The sequence below is a fragment of the Bacillus cereus genome (assembly GCF_015071065.1).
In the GTDB taxonomy this organism is placed as follows: domain Bacteria; phylum Bacillota; class Bacilli; order Bacillales; family Bacillaceae_G; genus Bacillus_A; species Bacillus_A cereus_BA.
In genome coordinates, this window is record NZ_VOVA01000002.1 from 669358 (window position 1) to 690693 (window position 21336).

Genomic DNA, 21336 nt, shown 5'->3' on the forward strand with positions numbered 1-21336 from the left:
TTTTTAGCAGGAGGGCTATATGAAAAAGGTGTGAAAAAATGGTAAAGAGAAGTATATAATGAGCAAAGAGGAAATGCTACATGGAGAAAGGATGTGAATGTTAGTAGGATAAGGTCTATACTAACAAACATGAAAATTAAAATATTAATAGCCGATGATAATTCTTTTATTAGAGAAGGTATGAAAATTATTTTAAATACATATGAAGAGTTCGAAGTATTAGATACCGTAAATGATGGAAAAGAAGCTGTAGCGTATTGTAAAAAGCATGATGTAGATATTGTACTTTTAGATGTTCGGATGCCAAACATGAACGGGGTAGAGGCGACGAAAATAATTTGTGAAGAGACAAAAACGAAGCCTCTCATTTTAACGACGTTTGATGATGATGAATATATTTTGGATGCAGTAAAAAACGGAGCGAAAGGTTATTTGTTAAAAAATAACGATCCAGAGCGTATCCGTGATGCAATAAAAGGAGTATATAACGGTCAAACTGTTATGCAAGATGTAGTACTTGATAAAATTAAGTCTAATTTAATGGAAAGTAAAGAAGAAGAATCTAGAATTGATAAGAGCCTTTTCACAGAAAGAGAGCTTAGTATTATCGCATTAATTGCGAAAGGTTTCTCAAATAAAGAAATTTCGAAGCAACTTTTCATATCTGAAGGAACGATAGCAAATTATATTACATCAGTTTTAGGGAAAACTGGACTAGAACATCGCACGCAAATTGCGATTTATTACTTAACAGGGAAAGTAGATTAATGTTATGGAATTTTGGTTAACTGTAAGTAAATTAATTGTATTTATATATATTGTGTTTAGTTACATTCACTCAAATGTTGCAAACTTACCATGGGTTATATTTACGCTGCTTATATACCTTTCTGTAAACGTAATAATCTCTATATTAAAAAACGATACGTATAAAAGGGTTTTCATTTGTGTGTCAGTGGGTGTAGTAATTTTATTTACATGGAAGGTGCATCCGCTTTTTATTTTGTTTTTACCTTTGAACTTATATGAAATTGCAAATTATTATATAGAAAAGAAATGGTTAATCTTTTTCATTATGATCCTTCCTATTATTTTTATAGGTGAAGGTATTCAAATGACGTATGGACTTATTAGTGCATTTTGTTTTTTTTCCTTAACGATAGCCCACCGCTATATAGCACGATTATTAAAACTCGAAATGCGAAATGATAAAATGAGAAAAGACATACAAAAACTTACGAAAAGCTTAAATGAAAATAAAGATTACATAAGGCAATCTGAATACACATTTAAGTTAGAAGAGAGAAATCGGTTATCACAAGAAATTCATGATAAAATTGGTCACTCGATGACAGGTGCGCTTATTCAAATGGAAGCAGCGAAGAGATTGATGGAAATAGATAAAGTAAAATCTGCGGAGTTATTACAAAATGCAATTCATATTTCGAAAGATGGAATTGAAAGCATTCGGATTACATTAAAAAATATGAAGCCACCAACTGAGCAAATTGGCATTCATCGTATGAAATTATTCATAGAGGAATTTGCCGGTAAGCATGATGTGAACATTCCTTTCGTATATAAAGGTAATTTAGATATGATTTCTCCAATTCAGTGGAAAATTATTGGTGAAAATGTTACGGAGGCACTAACAAATACGATGAAATACGCTGATGCGACAGTCATTTCAATAGATATTCATGTACTTAATAAAATGATCAAAGTACAAGTGAAGGATAATGGAAAAGGTGCTTTACTTGTAAAAAAAGGCCTAGGCATTATGGGGATGGAGGAGCGAACAGCGTCTGTAAATGGAAAAATTATTGTAGATGGGACAAGTGGTTTTTCAGTAACAATGTTGTTGCCGATATAGTAAGACATGATGAGGATGAATCATCTCATATGAAAAAAGTGAATATTCTCATGTGAAAAGAATGAACTTCTGCACTGAGCAGGTTCATTCTTTTTGTTTATAATAAAGTGAAACCTTAATCAGTGGGGGTTTTGTTCATCCCACACTGATTATTAGTTGAACCAATCGGGAGTCTTACTGCCCGTTAATGCGGGATAACAGCAGAGAAAACGAAATAGGGGTGAAATGATGAACACATTGGAAATTAAAAATTTAACGAAAAAATTTGGTGACTTCATCGCGGTAGATAATATGTCTTTATCTATTAAAGAAGGAGAAATATTTGGCTTTTTAGGGTCGAATGGTGCTGGTAAGAGTACAACGATAAATATGATTGCTGGATTGTTAAGAAGTAATGAAGGCGAAATTAGCATACTAGGAAAAAATATAAAGAAACATAATCGATTTGCGAAGATGAATATTGGTATCGTTCCGCAAGATATTGCGATTTATGAAGAGTTAACTGCCTATGAAAATGTGAAATTCTTTGCTGGGTTGTATGGATTACGAGGAGCCGAGCTAAAAGCGAGAGTAGAGGAAGCACTTCAATTTGTAGGCCTTAGTGATAAACATAAAAGTTACCCGAAAAACTTTTCTGGCGGGATGAAACGAAGACTGAATATCGCTTGTGCAATCGCTCATAGACCGAAGTTAATTATTATGGATGAACCGACAGTTGGAATTGATCCGCAGTCAAGGAACTACATTCTTCAGTCTGTCCGAAAATTAAATGAAATGGGAAGTACGATTATTTATACGAGTCACTACATGGAAGAAGTAGAAGAGATTTGTACGAAAATAGCAATTGTAGATCACGGTAAAGTAATTGCAGAAGGCACGAAAGAACAGTTAAAAGCGATTATTACTGATACGAAAGACATTTGGATTGAAGTGAAGTCAGTAGAAAATCTAGACGTTGAAAAATTAAAAGAGGTAAATGGTGTGAAAGCTGTTCAAATTGAAGAGAACGTAATCAAAGTAAATTCTGATGCAGGATTAAATAATTTAAATAAAATTATTCAACACTTTATTAATCATGATATTGAAATTCGTTCATTAGAAGAGCAGGCTCCGAATTTAGAAACAGTATTCCTTACGTTGACTGGAAGAAACTTACGAGATAAATAAAGTGATTGTAAGAATAGAAAAGGGAGGTTCATCGATTGAACATCTTCAATATTGCAGTTATGCACATTAAAAGAGATTTCAGGGACGTAAGAACTTTAGTTTTTATGTTAGCATTTCCAATTGTGCTTATGCTTGTGTTAGGAACAGCGTTAAGTAACGCATTTAATAGCGATAGTCAAGCGATTAAGGATATACAAGTGCTATATAAAGATGAAGCGAGTAGCACATTTTCTCAATCATTTGAAGCATTTACGAAAGAAGTCGATAAATCAGGTATTCACTTTAAGAAAATTTCCGGAGGTATAGATGGGAAAGAAGAAGTGAAGCAAAATAAATATACTGCATATGTAGAGTTAAATAAGGATGGTGCGAAATTTTACGGAAGCGACAGAAGTAGTATTGAGGGAAGTATTGTCGAAGGAATGCTTACAACATTTGTTGATAAGTACAACGTAGCGGCCGAAGTTGCAAAAGTAGATCCGAGTAAGGTTAGCGCAGTTATTTCAAACGGAAATCATAATGATTATATTAAAGAAACATCTTTACGAGCTGCTAAAAAACCAGGTTCTATGGATTACTATGCGGTTGTAATGACGACGATGATTGCACTGTACGCTGCAATGGGGGCGAGCTTTTTAATTCGAGGAGAACGAATACGTAAAACAGGAGATCGTTTAATTGCAGCACCTATAAGTAAAGCTGAGATTTTCGTTGGGAAAGTGCTCGGTAGTCTTGTAGCGAATGCACTTTGTCTATTACTCGTCGTTTTATTTAGTAAATTTGTTTTTCAAGCGAATTGGGGCGACCATCTTGGAATCATATTTATTATTTTACTAACAGAAGTCTTTCTAGCAATTAGCTTCGGTTTAGGAATCGGATTTATTACAAAAACAGGTGAGGCATCTAGAGCAATTATTATGGTTGTTGTGCAATTAGCTTCTATTTTTGGTGGTGCGTATTTCGTAGTGGAAGAAAATGTCGTTACGAATTTATCGCCATTAACGTGGGCCAACACAGCCATTATGAAAATTATTTATGCAAATGATATAGGGGCGGCACTGCCAGTAATATTTTTAAACCTCGGAATTTCAGCACTCTTTTTATTAATTGCGATTATTGCATTACGTAGACGGGAGGGGCTATAGTATGAAAGATATTTTATGGCTCATACAAAAAACGTTATCTGTACTTCTGAAAAATAAAAAAGGTTTATTAATTATTATTAGCTTGCCAATAATAGGAACGCTCATCTCCTTTTCAATATACGGAAATGTAGGGCAAGGAACGTTAAATATCGGGGTTATAAATAAAGAAAATCAACCTATCGCAAATGATACAGTGAAATTTTTAGAAGGATTAAATCATGTGAATGTAAGTAAAATTAAGGAGTCTGAAGTGGAAGATAAACTCACTTCAAAAAAACTTGATGGTGTTATTACATTACAGTCTGGTTTTTCCGAAAGTGTTCGAGCAGGGAAACCGAGTCATATTGAAGTTTCATCGATTAAAGGTGATCAAGTAACAGTATTTATAAAATCATATTTATATAACTATGTTGATAATATCGCTGCGATTAGTAAGGTGGCAGGGGCGGATCAAAGTACGTTTGATAGTATGTACGCTGGTTATCAAAAAAGTTCATTTAAAGTAAAAGCAGAGACACTTGAAGATACTTCGAAAAATAGGGATATGACAAATCAAACGATTGGTTATCTTATTATGTTTATGCTATTTTCAGCGATGAACTTATCAGGATTTATATTAAAAGAAAAAGAGAACAGAACGTATTTTAGGTTATTATCGACACCGATAGATGGAAAGAAATTTATATTATCTAATGTCGCAGTGAATATGATTATATTAACATTACAAATTGTAATTGCCGTATTATTTATGACGAATGTTTTTCATACGAATATAAATATGCCTGTCACAGTTATGATTGGTGTACTCATGATATTTGCTTTAATCGCAATTGGTTTATCATTAGTCATTGTGTCTTTTTCAAAAAGTTCAACTGCTTCAAATGCGATGCAAAATGTTGTTATTGTACCGACATGTTTATTAGCGGGATGTTATTTTCCATATGATATTATGCCGAAAACAGTACAAAAAATAGCTGATTTTTTACCGCAACGCTGGCTAATGGACACGATTTCGAAATTACAGCAAGGAATTCCGTTTTCAGAGTTGTATTTAAACATTTTAATTTTATTCGCCTTTGCGATAGCGTTCTTCTTAATTGCGATTTATAAGTTTGGAAGAAATAATGATGCAAGGAACTTCATTTAATGAAAAGGTGTGGCGCAATGCCACACCTTTTTTGTATTCGTAATTTAAAGTATCTTTTGTAATATAGGAATGCTTTTGTAGAGCACTTCGTTATGTGAAGCATGCACAACATATTTATTTCCCTCTAGAAGAAAAACGCTATGTAGAACAGCGTTACCATCACCATGTTTTGTAAGTATATCACCGACGACTTTTCCGTCTGTCCATTCCAGTTTTGAATGTGAAGGGACGACTTGTAAATATTGAATCGTTTCTACTCCATCTCCTGCAATGAGTGTAGTTTCAATATTTCTTTTCTCTATAATAAATCTATTTGCATTTAATGTATCGAGGAATGGATTTTTCGTTTTCATCTTGTAATAAGGAAGAAATGTAATAGAAGAGCCGGATCTTATAAATAAATAATTTCCGTAATCTTTACAAGGAATAACATCTTGTAATCCTGGAAAGTAACGGTGTATCGCTTCAACTTTATTCATTTTGTGTAAGGTGCTTACGTAGTGAATGTATTGTTCCATATAAAAATGAACGATATTTATTTTAGAAGATGTATGTACTGGGAGAGCACCTCCAGTCCAATAACTATAATTGGGGGGAGATCCAGCGTTTGGTGTACAGAGTATAATAAGTTGCTCCACATCATTTTCATATTCTTCACTTTGAACGTAAGAACGTGCAAGAAGTCCGCCCATACTATGACAAACTAAATTTAGTTTGTCGCACCCTGTAAATTTTTTAACATAGGCAATTGTTTTTAATAAATATTTTTGAGTGGAAAAAGCAATACGCTGACGCCAGTCATAAAAACAGATAAACAAGTTTTTATTTCGTTCATAGCCGATACTTTCTAACATCATAATGAATGGTTCATAAATAAACGAAGAAAGCCCAAAGTTCCAATTACCGGTACCAGGAATAATAATATTACTCATTGAACCGAAAAGACCTGGGATAAAAATAATAGGAGTTTTTGCTCTTTTCATAGTCTGCTCTCCTTTAAGTTTTTAACATCCGACAAAAAGTAAGAAAGACATTTCGTATGAAAAAATAATTTAATGAAACACTACGAAATAATAAGTAATATGAGCGGAAGGAAATCAAAATGATTAAAAAAATATTGCGAATTACTTCTATTATTATTGCTATTTTAGTTTTTATGTTAATTTGGATGCATATTGACGTTACTTTAGGTAGGAAAATGGAAGCTGGGGAAAATATGCCGACAGAGTATGCGTCTCATTATAGTGATTTTCAATTATATGTAGAAGGGAAGTCGCTTTATAAACAGTTGTTTACGGATATAAAGGAATCGAAACAATCCATTTATACTTACTTTTATATTCTCTCAGATGACAAAAGTAGTCATACATTTTTAAACTTATTAAAAGAGAAAGCAAAAGAAGGAGTAAACGTATACGTATCGGTTGATTTAATAAATGATTTATCATTTGAAAGAAAGATGAAAAAAGAATTACAGGAAAGTGGTGTTCATTTTACGTATAGTAGAAAACCTGAATTGCCATTCGGATTTTATTCTCTTCATCACCGTAATCATCGCCGTATTACAACGATTGATGGGGAAATTGGTTATACGGGTGGATTTAATATGGGAGATGAGTATTTAGGGAAAGATAAGCGCTTTGGATATTGGCGTGACTACCATGTGCGTATAAGAGGAGAAGGAGCAAAAGATTTAGAAGAGCAGTTTGCTTTAGATTGGCAACGAGATACGAAAGAAGAGATAAAAAGAAGTACGAATAAGGCTAGTAAAGGGAACACATTACATACTATGGCTAGTTACAATGGGCACCAGGTCGCTGAAAAATATATAGAGTTAATAAAACAAGCGAAGCATTCGATTGTCATTACAACACCATATTTTATAGCGAAAAATAAAGAATTAATGAATACTTTAATTGGAGCGCAAAAGCGTGGTGTTACAGTAAAAATACTCTGGTCATATAAACCGGATATTCCTCTTATTAAAGAGGCTGCATACCCTTATATTCGTCAAGCTGTTAATAACGGGATTACGGTATACGGTTATAAAAAAGGGATGTTTCATGGAAAGTTAATGCTTATTGATAATGAATTAACCGTTATCGGTACAACGAACATAACTGCACGAAGTTTCTATATAAATGATGAGATGAATTTGTATATTCATGGTGGGCCAATTGTAGCACAAGTTAACGAAGCGCTAACGCAAGACTTTCATGATTCGAAAAAGATGACAAAAACGTTTTTTGACAACTTATCTTTCTGGGAGCGTTGTAAGGAGAAAGTGGCGGGATTGGTTGATTTTTATTTGTGATAATTAATGAAGAAAAGGTGTCTATAAAAGACACCCTTTTTTGATGGGAAATAGTTATTTTTCATGCACAAGCATCGTAACATCATCATTAATCAACGTCCCCACATGTTCCCCTAAACATATTTTCTTCATAACTCCAGGCTCATCAAAGTTAAAGACGTGTGCTGGTAAATTGTAGTCCCGAGCAAGCAATAAAGCCGATTGATCCATTACTTGTATGTTTTGTCTAACAATATCGTTATAGTTCAGTTTTCGGTACATTTTTGCTGATTTATTATGTTTTGGATCGCTTGTAAAGACACCATCTACTCCTTGTTTTGCGACTAAAATGGCGTCACTATTCATTTCAATTGCTCTCTGTACACTTGGGTAATCTGTTGTAACGAATGGTTGCCCGTTACCACCTCCGAATATGACAACATAACCGTTATCTAAATGATGTACTGCGCGTAGGCGAATATAAGGTTCAGCTACCGCATTAAAAGGGATAGAAGTCATTACGCGTACTTCTTTATGTGTTTTACTTGTTAGAACACCGCGAAGCATTAAGCTGTTAATAATCGTACCTAACGTACCGATATTATCAGCTTCTACACGATCAATTCCCCATTCCTCAGCTAGATGACCTCTGAAAATGTTACCACCGCCAATGACGATGGAGACTTCGATACCTAAATCAACAATGGATAAAATTTCATTTGCAATATGTTCTAATCGTTTGGAGTTAAAGCTATTTCCAGATTGGTCAGCAAGTGCTCCGCCGCTTAATTTAATTAAGACACGTTTATATGGCTTCATAACAATTCCCCCTATATAGATCGCAATAAAAAAGGAACAAAGGCGAATGCCTTTGTTCCTTCGTAAGAAAATGAAATAGAAAAGAAATAGATATGATGAACTTCTTCGCGTGATTTTTCATAACATCCACTCCTTTTCATCCCCATTTATTTTGAATACGTATATCTTTTTGATTATACGAAATAATCTGATGTTTTATCAAGGTTATTTTATTTCTTTTTTAAGAAAAGGTGTCAATGAATAAGATAAGAAGAATTTTTGAATTTTTTGTGACGAACTTGTAGGTTTTTGTATGATTTTGTAGGTTCGCCTATATGATGTGTGAGTAAGCTTTTATAAATACGAAATGAAAGCGTTCGCATAAAGGGGATGAACATAAATGAAAAAATTCGGATTGGCAACACAAATTTTTGTCGCACTTGTTTTAGGGATTGTAGTAGGGGCAATCTTTTATGGCAATAAAACGGCGATTTCTTATATCACACCAGTTGGGGATATATTTATTCATTTAATTAAGATGATTGTAGTACCGATTGTTATTTCAGCATTAATTGTTGCGGTAGCTGGTGTAGGAGATATGAAAAAGCTTGGGAAACTGGGCGGTAAGACAATTCTTTATTTCGAAATTATTACGACGATTGCTATTTTAATGGGATTACTTGCAGCGAATATATTCCAACCAGGTACTGGCGTTGATATGAATAATTTACAGCAAAGCGATATTTCTTCTTATAAACAAACAGCAGATGCTACAGAGAAGAAAGGTTTTGCTGAAACGATTGTTCACATTGTACCGAAAAACGTATTTGAATCTATCTCGCAAGGTGACTTATTACCGATTATATTCTTCTCCGTATTATTCGGTTTAGGAGTTGCGGCAATTGGAGAAAAAGGAAAGCCTGTCTTTAATTTCTTTGAAGGTGTACTCGAAGCGATGTTTTGGGTTACAAATCAAGTTATGAAATTTGCACCATTTGGTGTATTCGCATTAATTGCTGTTACGGTTGCAAAATTTGGTGTAGGCACACTACTTCCTTTAGGAAAACTAGTGCTAGCTGTATATGTAACTGTTATACTATTCGTTGTGATTGTATTAGGTATTAATGCACGAATGGTCGGAGTAAACATTTTTACATTAATGAAAATTTTAAAAGAAGAACTTATTCTTTCATTTACGACAGCAAGTTCAGAAGCCGTTTTACCTAATATAATGAGAAAGATGGAAGAGTTCGGTTGTCCAAAGGCAGTTGCCTCTTTCGTAATTCCGACAGGTTATACATTTAACTTGACTGGATCAGCTATTTATCAAGCGTTAGCGGCATTGTTTGTTGCACAAATGTACGGTGTTCACATGTCACTGACGGAGCAAATAACGCTATTATTCGTTCTCATGTTAACATCCAAAGGTATGGCGGGAGTTCCGGGTGCATCATTCGTTGTTGTATTAGCAACGTTAGGATCAATGGGATTACCGTTAGAAGGCATCGCATTAATTGCGGGGATTGACCGCATTTTAGATATGATTCGCTCAGCTGTCAATGTATTAGGAAATGCATTAGCTGCCATTGTTATGTCGAAGTGGGAAGGCGAATTCGATGATGAGAAAGCAAAACAATATGTAGAAACAGTCACACAAACAAAAGCAGCATAAGAAATCGTTAAGGAGTGAGTAATCATGACAGTATTAACTGAAGTTACAAACGGTGTACGAATTGAAAAAGATTTTTTAGGTGAAAAAGAAGTGCCAAATTATGCGTACTACGGTGTACAAACAATGCGTGCAGTAGAGAATTTCCCAATTACAGGATACAAAGTCCATGAAGGTTTAATTAAAGCGTTAGCAATTGTAAAAAAAGCGGCAGCACTTGCTAATACAGATGTAGGAAGATTGGAATTGAAAAAGGGTGGTGCTATCGCAGAAGCATCACAAGAAATTCTTGATGGGAAATGGCATGATCATTTTATCGTAGATCCAATCCAAGGCGGTGCAGGAACTTCAATGAATATGAACGCAAATGAAGTCATTGCCAATCGTGCTCTTGAATTATTAGGAATGGAAAAGGGAGACTATCATTATATTAGTCCAAACAGTCATGTGAATATGGCACAATCAACTAATGATGCATTCCCAACAGCGATTCATATTGCAACATTAAATGCATTAGAAGGCTTATTACAAACGATGGGTTATATGCATGATGTATTTGAATTAAAAGCAGAACAGTTCGACCATGTTATTAAAATGGGTCGTACACATTTACAAGATGCTGTGCCAATTCGTCTCGGACAAGAATTTAAAGCATATTCTCGTGTACTTGAACGTGATATGAAACGTATTAAGCAATCACGCCAACATTTATATGAAGTAAATATGGGAGCGACTGCAGTTGGTACAGGCTTAAATGCAGATCCAGAATATATTGAAGCAGTTGTAAAACATTTAGCTACAATTAGTGAACTACCGCTTGTTGGTGCGGAAGATTTAGTGGATGCGACGCAAAATACTGATGCGTACACTGAAGTATCTGCAGCATTAAAAGTATGTATGATGAACATGTCTAAAATTGCGAACGACCTTCGCTTAATGGCATCAGGTCCACGCGTTGGATTAGCGGAAATTATGCTACCAGCTCGTCAACCAGGTTCATCTATTATGCCAGGGAAAGTAAACCCTGTTATGCCAGAAGTAATTAATCAAATTGCGTTCCAAGTAATTGGTAACGACCATACAATTTGCCTTGCTTCAGAAGCAGGACAATTAGAATTAAATGTTATGGAACCAGTACTTGTTTTCAACTTACTTCAATCTATTAGCATTATGAATAACGGTTTCCGTGCCTTTACAGATAATTGCTTAAAAGGAATTGAAGCGAATGAAGATCGCTTAAAAGAGTATGTTGAGAAGAGTGTAGGAATTATTACAGCCGTGAACCCTCATATCGGCTATGAAGCAGCAGCTCGCGTTGCGAAAGAAGCAATTGCGACAGGGCAATCCGTTCGAGAACTATGTGTGAAAAATGGTGTATTGTCACAAGAAGACTTAGAGTTAATTCTAGACCCATTCGAAATGACACATCCAGGGATTGCAGGAGCAACTCTTTTAAAGAAAAATTAAAAGAAGAGGGGGACAATCCCCTCTTTTTTGTTTACAATATAGAAATGATATATACGAATAGGGGTAGGGATGTTATGAGTAAGTTTACAGTGGCTTCTAATGGTTCATTAGAAACAGCATTAAGAGGAGTAGAAGTATTAGCAACACCACTTTTAAATAAAGGGGTAGCTTTCACGCAAGAAGAAAGAGAAGAGTTAGGACTAAAGGGGTTATTGCCACCAGCAGTTTTAACGTTAGATGAACAAGCACGCCGAGCGTATGAGCAATTCTGTTCTCAGCCGGATGATTTATTAAAGAATGTATACTTAACAGCGTTACATGATCGAAATGAAGTATTATTTTATCGTATTTTAACAGAGCATTTACGTGAAATGTTACCAATCGTATATACGCCTACTGTTGGTGTAGCAATTCAAAGATACAGTCATGAATATCGTAAACCACGCGGTGTTTATTTATCAGTTAACGATCCATCAGGTATTGAAGAAGCATTCACAAATATCGGTGCAACAGCTGAAAATATTGACTTAGTCGTTGTAACAGATGGAGAAGGTATATTAGGAATTGGTGACTGGGGTGTTGGTGGAATTAACATCGCGATCGGGAAATTAGCTGTATATACGGCCGCAGTTGGAATCGATCCTAGCCGTGTATTACCGGTAATTTTAGATGTAGGTACAAATCGTGAGGAACTATTAAACAATCCATTTTATATTGGAAATCGTCACCCTCGTATAACAGGTGAAGCATACGATGAATTTATCGATACATTTGTACAAGCGGTAAATAAACAATTCCCGAAAGCACTTTTACATTGGGAAGACTTCAGTTCTCGAAATGCACGAAAAATTTTAGATAAATATCGTCATGATGTTTGTACATTTAATGATGATATTCAAGGTACAGGTGCAGTTTCGCTTGCTGCTGTATTATCGGCAGTAAAAGTTTCTAGTGTACCGTTAAGTGAACACCGTGTCGTTGTGTTTGGTGCTGGTACGGCTGGAATCGGTATCGCAGATCAAGTAAGAGATGCAATGGTTCGCGTCGGCTTATCAGACGAAGAATCTCATAATCGTTTCTGGTGTATTGACCGTAACGGATTAGTTACAGATAATATGGAAGATCTTCTTGATTTCCAAATTCCATATGCAAGAAAAGAAGCTGAAGTAAGTGAGTGGAAACAAAATGATGTGATCGGACTTGCTGAAGTTGTGAAACATGTAAAACCGACAATTTTAATTGGTACATCTACTGTTGCGGGTGCATTTAAAGAGGAAATTATTAAAGAAATGGCTTCTCACGTAGAAAGACCAATCATATTACCGATGTCGAATCCAACGCCACTTGCTGAAGCGAAACCAGCAGATTTAATCGAGTGGACAGAAGGAAGAGCGTTAGTTGCAACAGGAAGTCCGTTTGAACCAGTTACATATAACGGTGTAACGTATGTGATTGGACAGTCAAATAACGCACTTATCTTCCCAGGACTAGGTCTTGGTACAATTGTTGTTCGTGCAAGCGTAATGACAGACGGTATGTTTGCGGCAGCAGCTGAAGCAGTTGCAAGTATGGTAGATACAAGTCAGCCAGGAGCACCTATTTTGCCAGAAGTTGAAGAGTTACGTAATATTTCTGAAATGGTTGCAATTGAAGTAGCGAAAGTTGCAGTTGCAGAAGGTGTTGCTAGAGAGAACTTAAGTGATAACGATATTAAGATTGCAGTAAAAGAAGCAATATGGGAACCGGAGTATCGCCAAATAAAAGCGGTAGAAAAGGTTAGAATATAGAAAAAAAGCCCGTTTATAATAATAAGCGGGCTTTCCTTATTCATTTTTGAAAAAATACATAGGAAGTGGCATCTTTGAATTGGAATCAATTATGGAAGAAAGATATATCTCTTTTAATTATTTTAATGATTGTTGTCCCAATTGCTGGAGAGCTAAATTTTCATCCTTTCAACGATACGTTTCGCGTTAGCTTTGGGACACCACTTTTCTTCTTTTTATTACTATTTTTAAGAAGAATACCAGCGGCGGTTGCAGGTATTCTGGCCGGAATATCTGTAGTCTTATTCCGTGTATGTCTTGACTGGGTATTGCAAGGGTCATTTTATATGACAGAATCATTTTATTTGCGCTACCCTGTGTTCTTTTATTATTTTATTTATGGAAGTCTTTTTTCGCTTTGTAGGGTGAATAAGTTTCATCAGAAGCCAATTGTTATTGGTTGCCTTGGGATTACAATTGAGATTATCGCAAGTATGTCAGAACTTGCGTTTTATCATATGTTAGTGCTCGGTACAACAATAACCGTTTCTGAAGTGAATAAACTCATTATTATTGCTATTTTTCGTAGTTTCTTTGCGCTTGGTTTTTTAAATATGATGAATTTGTATGAAACGAAATTAAAAGAATCACAAGTGCGAAAAGAAAATGAAAAAATGTTGATGCACCTTTCTAATTTATATGTAGAATCTGTTCATTTGAAAAAAACGTTACAAAATGCGGAGTTAATTACACAAGAAGCGTATCAATTATATCGTAATTTACAAGCGAACGATGATTCAAGTAGTAAAACAGCATTGAAAATAGCGGGAGAAGTGCACGAAATAAAAAAGGATAATCAAAGGATTTTTGCAGGATTATCTAAACTGTTATTAGATAAAAATGTAGCTGAGTATGTAGAAGGTCATGAGCTTGCGGAAATGATTGTGAGAATAAATGAGAAGTACGCTGACATGTTGGAAAAAGATATACGTTTTTCAAAGCATATAGAAGGTGAGCATGCAGAATATCATGTGTATACGGTCTTATCAATTTTCAATAACTTAGTTGCAAATGCAGTTGAAGCAATTGAGGATAATGGTGTTATTATTATTAAGCTATATAAAATTGAAAAACATATATTCTTTGAAGTAATTGATGATGGACCTGGTATTGCGCAAAAATATAAAAAACTAGTATTTAAGCCAGGATTTACTTCAAAGTATGATCAAATGGGAACACCATCAACAGGAATTGGACTTTCTTACATAAACGAAATGGTAACAGAACTCGGAGGAGAAGTAAGATTAGAAGACCGAGAAACTGGCAGAGGGTGTAAGTTTGTCGTTTGTTTACCGGAGTGCAGTTTAAAGCGGGAAGGGGAATAAAGTTGTTTTATTATATCGTAGATGATGATGAAGTTTTCCGCTCCATGCTTTCACAAATTATTGAAGATGGCGATCTTGGGGAAGTAATTGGAGAATCGGAAGACGGAGCTTTTATTGAAGCAGATCAACTAAATTTTAAAAAAGTAGATATTTTATTTATTGATTTATTAATGCCGATGCGAGACGGGATTGAAACAGTTCGCCATATTGCATCCTCTTTTACAGGGAAAATCATTATGATTTCTCAAGTTGAATCGAAGCAGCTTATTGGTGAGGCGTATACACTTGGTGTTGAGTATTATATTACAAAACCATTAAATAAAATTGAGGTTATATCTGTTGTACGTAAAGTAATGGAACGTATTCGTTTAGAGCGCTCTATACATGATATTCAAAAATCATTGAATAACGTTTTCAAGTGGGAACAGCCGCAAGTTCGAAATGAGCCAATGCAAGAAGGGAAAAGAATAGCAGATTCAGGGCGCTATTTATTATCAGAGCTCGGTATTGCGGGAGAGAATGGAAGTAAAGATTTACTTAGTATGCTGGAATATTTATATGGGCAAGAAAAAGAGCAAACGTTTGAATTTGGATTTCCTGCGTTAAAAGATATTTTTCATCATATTACGATAAGGAAATTAGGGGCTATAGCTTTAGATACGGATATTGATAAAGAGAAAAAAGCATCTGAACAAAGGGTACGTAGAGCAATTTATCAATCGTTAAATCATTTAGCTTCCTTAGGATTAACGGACTTTTCAAATCCGAAATTTGAAAGCTATGCTCCGAAATTTTTTGATTTCACTGTAGTTAGAAAACGGATGACAGAAATGACAAAGGAAGAAGTAGCGATTTCTGGACATACGCGAATTAATACGAAAAAGTTTATTCAAGTGTTGTATTTTGAGGCGAAACGGTTGCTGGAGATAGAGTGAAAAGAGATGCTTATAAGTAAGTGTTTCAGACTGTAGACAAAGCCTTGTTTAAGTGACAATACACTTGTACAGATTGACGCTGAGTTTCTTGGTGCTTAAATGCTTTTGACTCTCTTTTTTTACGTATAGTGCCATTCCTAAAATAATTATATTAATATTGTTGGAATAGAAACAAAAAATAAATATAATATTGTTAATGTACCAACGGAGAGGAGGGCAGGCCATGAACAAAGAAGAACAGGTCATAGTGGGTTTCAGGGACTTATATAACAAGATTGTTTGGCTTAATAAGGATAAGATGGAAGACAGTCTTAAAGGGTATAATTCTTCTGAAGTACATTGCATCGAATACATTGAAAAAAATGTAGATTCTAACGTGACAAAACTTGCGGAGTCCTTTTATATGACTCGCGGTGCAATAAGTAGAATAACTAAAAAGCTCATAAAAAAAGGCCTTATCGAAAGTTATCAGAAGTCGGATAATAAGAAAGAAATCTATTTTAGGCTTACTGAACAAGGGAAAGAAATTTATAAAATACATGAAGACCTGCACAAAGAGTTTGAAGAACGGGATAAAGTTGTGTTTGATCAAGTAACTGAGGAAGAATTTGATAGTATACTTAGCTTTGTGGAGAAGTATAGTAGGCATTTGGATACAGAAATAAAGAAACAAGGTATACATATTAAGTCGTAATATATTCGAAAAATGAAAATGAAACGAAAGGCAGTCCAAGAATGGACTGCCTTTTTTATTGTTGTAATTTTGTTGACAGAGAAATAAAATGGAGTTATTGTTTTGTTGATAAGGAAACAAAAATAACTTTTTGGGAGAGAATTTAAATGTCCAAATTCAGATCACATAATGAACATAATGTGGAACAAATCATAGATAAACACGCTTTAATATTCGGTCTCATCTCTGTGTTTCTTTGCGGAATAGGCTTCAGTATTATAATACCTGTCGCTCCATTCTTAGTGCAGCCGTATACAAGTAATTCAGCAGAACAAGCTATAGTTGTTACGCTGTTAACTTCTGTTTATGCAGTCTGCGTATTTTTTGCGGCTCCCGCACTTGGAGCTTTGAGCGATAAATATGGGCGTCGTCCATTACTTTTAGTATGCCTTTTCGGTTCCGCAATCGGATACTTAGTTTTTGGCATAGGAGGAGCTCTATGGATACTATTTGCTGGACGCATAATAGAAGGTATAACAGGAGGGAGCATAAGCACTATCTTCGCATATTTTGCAGATATCATTCCTCCAGAACAGAGAACGAAATACTTCGGATGGGTGAGTGCGGTTGTAGGTGTAGGCACTGTAATTGGCCCAACTATAGGCGGATATCTTGCCAAGTTTGGTTATTCTGTACCTATGTATTTTGGAGCAATAATAACTTTATTAAATGTTGTTTATGGAATCTTATATATGCCTGAGAGTCTTGACAAGAGTAATAGACTGAAAGAGATTACCTTTGTAAGATTGAATCCATTTACGCAGCTTGCAAACATACTTTCCATGAAAAATTTAAAATGGCTACTTGTCTCAGCGTTCTTACTTTGGATACCAAACGGATCTTTACAGGCAATTTTTTCACAATTTACAATGGATACTTTCAGTTGGAAGCCTGCGTTAATCGGACTTATGTTTTCAATTATGGGATTCCAAGATATCATTTCACAAGGTTTCATAATGCCAAAACTTTTGAGAAAGCTTACTGATAAACAGATAGCAATTCTCGGAATGGTTTCGGAGATTATAGGCTACAGTCTTATTGCAGCATCGGCTTTGTTCTCATTTTATCCGTTTCTTATCGCTGGACTGTTTATATTTGGTTTTGGTGATTCGATCTTTGGGCCTTCATTCAATGGGATGCTCTCAAAGTCTGTCGATTCTAGTGAACAAGGAAGGATTCAAGGAGGTAGCCAATCTATTCAAGCTTTAGCAAGAATGATTGGGCCGATCATTGGAGGGCAAATATATGTATCACTTGGTCATGCCGCACCTGCTTTTATGGGGATAATCCTTATAGTAGCCGCAATAGCAGTTTTGTATAAGGGCGCGCATGTAAATATGTAAACTGCCTACTTTATCCCGCTATTATGGACAGTAAGACCCCCGCCTTAAAATTCGGCACATCTATCTCAACGTTGTGTGTGAAAAACTTTTATTGATCTTCTTAATAAAATCATATCTTTTAAACTGTTGATGCGGTGGCCGGTAAAACTTTTACATCAATAATTTAGAAGATATTTAAATACCACGCTGGAAGCTTTCATAACCGCTTGTATAATAGGCGGTTTTAAGAACTTAGGGACAAGTACGGAAACTCTATTTACCTACAGTCGGAGGTGTTTATAAATAAGCATCTTTTTTTGTTGAATCAACATTTTATATTTTCTCTTGGAGCATGTAAAATGTTAAGTAAGAGAAAATGGTTTTACATTAAGGAAGTGTCAAAGCAATGAGTTTTACATTAAATAAATCAATTATTAAAGAAGTGTGCGGAGAGACCTCATATAAAAGAGGCGAAGCTTATTATAAATCAAATAAAGTAATAGTAAATCATTATGATGAAAATAAAGAAATTTGCGAGGCGACGGTAAAAGGGAACGAAGATTTTCATGTTACAGTAGAAAAAGCTAAAAAAGGTGATGTTGTTGCGAAATGTAGTTGTCCTTCATTAGCGTCTTTTCAAACGTACTGTCAACATGTTGCGGCAGTATTGATACAAATAAATTATAATCAGCAAACGGGTGTAATGCTCCCTGCTAGTCGCGAAAACATGAGTGGAAATGATCAATTAACAAGTGGGATGTTTCAGTTATTTGCAGATAAACCACTGAGGCCAAAAAGTAAACAACACCGTTTTGATACACGTGAAATATTAGATGTTGAGTTTATATGTACACCAGTAGCTACGAAAAGTGGTGGGGCACTTCTAGGAATTCAGTTGAAACTTGCCAAAACGTATTTTGTAAATCGTATTAGAGAGTTTCTTTCTAAAGTGGAGAAAAGGGAGCTTTTTAACTGTTCCAGTGAATTTACATATACACCGGATGTACATAGCTTCAGGCAAGAAACGGATGCGATTATTCAGCAACTTATTAAAATTTATCATAATGAAAAAATGTATGAGGATGCGCTAGAAGTACATGCAAAACAAGATGACAGTATGATTTTAATACCACCAGCTTCATGGAATGATATGCTTTCTTTACTTTCTAAAATTGAGTATGTGCAGCTGAAACAAAATGAACAGCTGTTTCATGGTCTGGAAGTTTCAAAAGGTTTATTGCCATTACATTTTGAATTTACGAAAGGGAATAATGGCGGTTTTACACTGCATATAGACGGTCTAAAGCGTGTACAAGTTATGAATATGTATAACAACGCTCTTTACGGTGGGAAATTATATCATCTACCTATTGAAGATTGTATGCGACTTATTGAACTACAAAAGATGATGAATCGTTCAAATAGCAATCAGTTTTATATTCCAGAAAATAAGATGGAGCATTTTGTAGCGAAAGTTGTACCAGGGTTAATGAAACTCGGAACTGTACGCATTGATGAAGTTTTATCAAATCGTGTTGAAACGCCTTCGCTAAAAGCGAAGTTGTATTTAGATCGAGTGAAAAATCGCTTGTTAGCAGGTCTTGAATTTCACTATGGAAACGTCTTAATTAATCCGCTAGAAGAGGATGGGCAGCCGTCTGTTTTTAATCGTGATGAGAAAAAGGAAAATGAAATAATAGAAATTATGAATGAAAGTGCCTTTGCAAAGACAGAAGGCGGTTACTTTATGCATAATGAAGAAGCTGAGTATAATTTTTTATATCACGTCGTTCCAAAATTAAAAGGTTTACTTGATATTTATGCGACGACAGCAATCAAATTACGAATTCATAAAGGGGATACAGCTCCTCTTATTAGAGTTAGACGAAAAGAGAGAATAGACTGGTTGTCATTTCGTTTTGATATAAAAGGAATACCAGAAGCGGAAATTAAAGGTGTATTAGTGGCTCTTGAAGAGAAACGTAAATATTACCGATTAGCGAACGGTTCTTTATTATCACTGGAGAGCAAAGAGTTTAATGAAATTAATCAATTTGTAAAAGAAACGGGTATTCGGAAAGAATTTTTACATGGGGAAGAAGTGAATGTTCCGCTTATCCGAAGTGTAAAATGGATGAACGGACTTCACGAAGAGAATGTTTTAAGTTTGGATGATTCTGTTCAAGAGTTAGTAGAAAATATTCAAAACCCGAAAAAATTGAAGTTTGCTGTACCAAATACTTTACATGCAGAAATGAGAGAGTATCAAGTGTATGGATTCGAGTGGATGAAAACACTCGCCTATTACCGTTTTGGAGGCATTTTAGCAGACGATATGGGACTCGGAAAAACACTGCAAAGCATTGCTTTTATAGATTCTGTTTTACCAGAAATTCGTGAGAAGAACATGCCTATATTAGTCGTTTCTCCGTCATCTCTCGTCTATAATTGGCTTAGTGAATTGAAAAAGTTCGCCCCTCATATTCGGGCAGTTATTGCAGATGGGAATCAAACTGAACGCCGTAAAATTTTAAAGGATATAACAGAATTTGATGTCGTAATTACGTCATATCCATTACTGAGAAGAGATATAAGGTTGTATGCAAGGCCTTTTCATACACTATTTCTTGATGAAGCACAAGCTTTTAAAAACCCTACAACACAAACTGCAAGAGCGGTGAAAACGATTCAAGCTGAGTATCGATTCGGATTAACGGGAACACCTGTAGAGAATTCATTAGAAGAGCTATGGTCTATCTTCCATGTCGTCTTCCCAGAATTATTACCAGGAAGAAAAGAGTTCGGTGATTTAAGGCGCGAAGATATTGCGAAGCGGGTAAAACCTTTCGTGTTAAGAAGGTTAAAGGAAGATGTATTACAGGAGCTACCAGAAAAAATTGAGCACTTACAATCATCAGAACTATTACCGGACCAAAAAAGGCTCTATGCCGCTTATTTAGCAAAGTTAAGAGAAGAAACGTTAAAACATTTGGATAAAGATACGTTACGTAAAAATAAAATTCGGGTTTTAGCTGGTTTAACGAGACTACGGCAAATTTGTTGTCATCCTGCTTTGTTTGTTGATGACTATAAAGGTAGTTCAGCTAAATTTGATCAGCTGCTAGAAATTTTGGAGGAATGCAGAAGTACAGGGAAGAGAATTCTTATATTTTCTCAATTTACGAAGATGCTTTCAATAATCGGGCGAGAATTAAACCGTCAAGCAGTTCCATACTTTTATTTAGACGGGAGTACACCAGCGCAAGAACGTGTGGAGCTATGCAATCGGTTTAACGAAGGAGAAGGGGATTTATTCCTGATTTCTTTAAAGGCTGGTGGTACAGGGCTAAATTTAACAGGTGCAGATACAGTTATATTGTACGACTTATGGTGGAATCCAGCTGTTGAACAACAAGCAGCGGATAGGGCATACCGAATGGGACAAAAAAATACGGTGCAAGTTATTAAGTTAGTTGCCCACGGAACAATTGAAGAGAAAATGCATGAGTTACAAGAGAGTAAGAAAAACTTAATCGCTGAAATTATTGAGCCAGGAGAAGGGAAATTATCCTCTATAACTGAGGAAGAAATTCGAGACATTCTTATGATTTAATATAAAAAAAGCTATGCTTTCAA

16 protein-coding genes are annotated in these 21336 nt (G+C 35.2%); 14 read left to right on the forward strand and 2 right to left on the reverse strand.

Going from position 1 to position 21336, the window contains the following annotated elements; genetic code table 11:
* Window positions 1-129 precede the first annotated feature (129 nt).
* The 5 genes from FT637_RS09565 (at window position 130) to FT637_RS09585 (ending at window position 5332) form a co-directional block, all read left to right on the forward strand.
* Entirely contained in the window at window positions 130-768 is a 639-nt protein-coding gene (locus FT637_RS09565) for a response regulator (protein WP_193646043.1), read from the forward strand.
* Between the two features lie 4 nt (window positions 769-772).
* Window positions 773-1873: a sensor histidine kinase gene (locus FT637_RS09570; protein WP_193646044.1), complete on the forward strand. Its 1101-nt coding sequence runs from the start codon at window positions 773-775 to the stop codon at window positions 1871-1873.
* A 228-nt stretch (window positions 1874-2101) separates the two neighbouring features.
* Window positions 2102-3040 carry an ATP-binding cassette domain-containing protein gene (locus FT637_RS09575; protein WP_193646045.1) on the forward strand — a complete coding sequence of 313 codons (939 nt, stop codon included), beginning with the start codon at window positions 2102-2104 and terminating at the stop codon, window positions 3038-3040.
* A 35-nt stretch (window positions 3041-3075) separates the two neighbouring features.
* Window positions 3076-4185: an ABC transporter permease gene (locus FT637_RS09580; RefSeq protein ID WP_193646046.1), complete on the forward strand. Its 1110-nt coding sequence runs from the start codon at window positions 3076-3078 to the stop codon at window positions 4183-4185.
* A gap of 1 nt (window position 4186) precedes the next feature.
* Window positions 4187-5332 carry an ABC transporter permease gene (locus tag FT637_RS09585; RefSeq protein WP_193646047.1) on the forward strand — a complete coding sequence of 382 codons (1146 nt, stop codon included), beginning with the start codon at window positions 4187-4189 and terminating at the stop codon, window positions 5330-5332.
* Window positions 5333-5376: 44 nt separating this feature from the next.
* Here FT637_RS09585 and FT637_RS09590 read toward each other — a convergent pair whose 3' ends face one another.
* A complete protein-coding gene (locus FT637_RS09590) occupies window positions 5377-6315 on the reverse strand; it encodes an esterase/lipase family protein (RefSeq protein WP_193646048.1) in 939 nt (312 codons plus the stop codon).
* Window positions 6316-6434: 119 nt separating this feature from the next.
* Here FT637_RS09590 and cls point away from each other — a divergent pair, with 119 nt between their 5' ends.
* Window positions 6435-7646 (forward strand): cardiolipin synthase, encoded by a 1212-nt coding sequence (gene cls, locus FT637_RS09595; RefSeq protein WP_193646049.1) that lies wholly within the window; start codon window positions 6435-6437, stop codon window positions 7644-7646.
* A gap of 54 nt (window positions 7647-7700) precedes the next feature.
* Here the strand turns inward: cls and pyrH are convergent, their stop codons facing one another.
* The gene (pyrH, locus tag FT637_RS09600; protein ID WP_193646050.1) at window positions 7701-8444 is read right to left on the reverse strand and encodes a UMP kinase; all 744 of its coding nucleotides are present in this window, start codon (window positions 8442-8444) and stop codon (window positions 7701-7703) included.
* A 379-nt stretch (window positions 8445-8823) separates the two neighbouring features.
* Here pyrH and FT637_RS09605 point away from each other — a divergent pair, with 379 nt between their 5' ends.
* From FT637_RS09605 to FT637_RS09640, 8 genes are all read left to right on the forward strand, one after another.
* Window positions 8824-10095, forward strand: coding sequence for a cation:dicarboxylate symporter family transporter (locus FT637_RS09605; RefSeq protein WP_193646051.1), 1272 nt, complete (start codon window positions 8824-8826; stop codon window positions 10093-10095).
* A 24-nt stretch (window positions 10096-10119) separates the two neighbouring features.
* Window positions 10120-11559 (forward strand): aspartate ammonia-lyase, encoded by a 1440-nt coding sequence (gene aspA / locus FT637_RS09610; protein ID WP_193646052.1) that lies wholly within the window; start codon window positions 10120-10122, stop codon window positions 11557-11559.
* 74 nt (window positions 11560-11633) lie between these two features.
* Entirely contained in the window at window positions 11634-13346 is a 1713-nt protein-coding gene (malS, locus tag FT637_RS09615) for an oxaloacetate-decarboxylating malate dehydrogenase (RefSeq protein WP_193646053.1), read from the forward strand.
* A gap of 65 nt (window positions 13347-13411) precedes the next feature.
* A complete protein-coding gene (locus FT637_RS09620; protein WP_193646054.1) occupies window positions 13412-14710 on the forward strand; it encodes an ATP-binding protein in 1299 nt (432 codons plus the stop codon).
* 2 nt (window positions 14711-14712) lie between these two features.
* On the forward strand, window positions 14713-15645 hold the full coding sequence (locus FT637_RS09625; RefSeq protein ID WP_193646055.1) for a response regulator: 933 nt from the start codon (window positions 14713-14715) through the stop codon (window positions 15643-15645).
* Between the two features lie 223 nt (window positions 15646-15868).
* Entirely contained in the window at window positions 15869-16339 is a 471-nt protein-coding gene (locus FT637_RS09630) for a MarR family transcriptional regulator (RefSeq protein WP_193646056.1), read from the forward strand.
* Window positions 16340-16485: 146 nt separating this feature from the next.
* Window positions 16486-17721: an MFS transporter gene (locus FT637_RS09635; RefSeq protein ID WP_193646057.1), complete on the forward strand. Its 1236-nt coding sequence runs from the start codon at window positions 16486-16488 to the stop codon at window positions 17719-17721.
* 385 nt (window positions 17722-18106) lie between these two features.
* On the forward strand, window positions 18107-21313 hold the full coding sequence (locus FT637_RS09640) for an SNF2 helicase associated domain-containing protein (RefSeq protein WP_193646058.1): 3207 nt from the start codon (window positions 18107-18109) through the stop codon (window positions 21311-21313).
* Window positions 21314-21336: the final 23 nt, after the last annotated feature.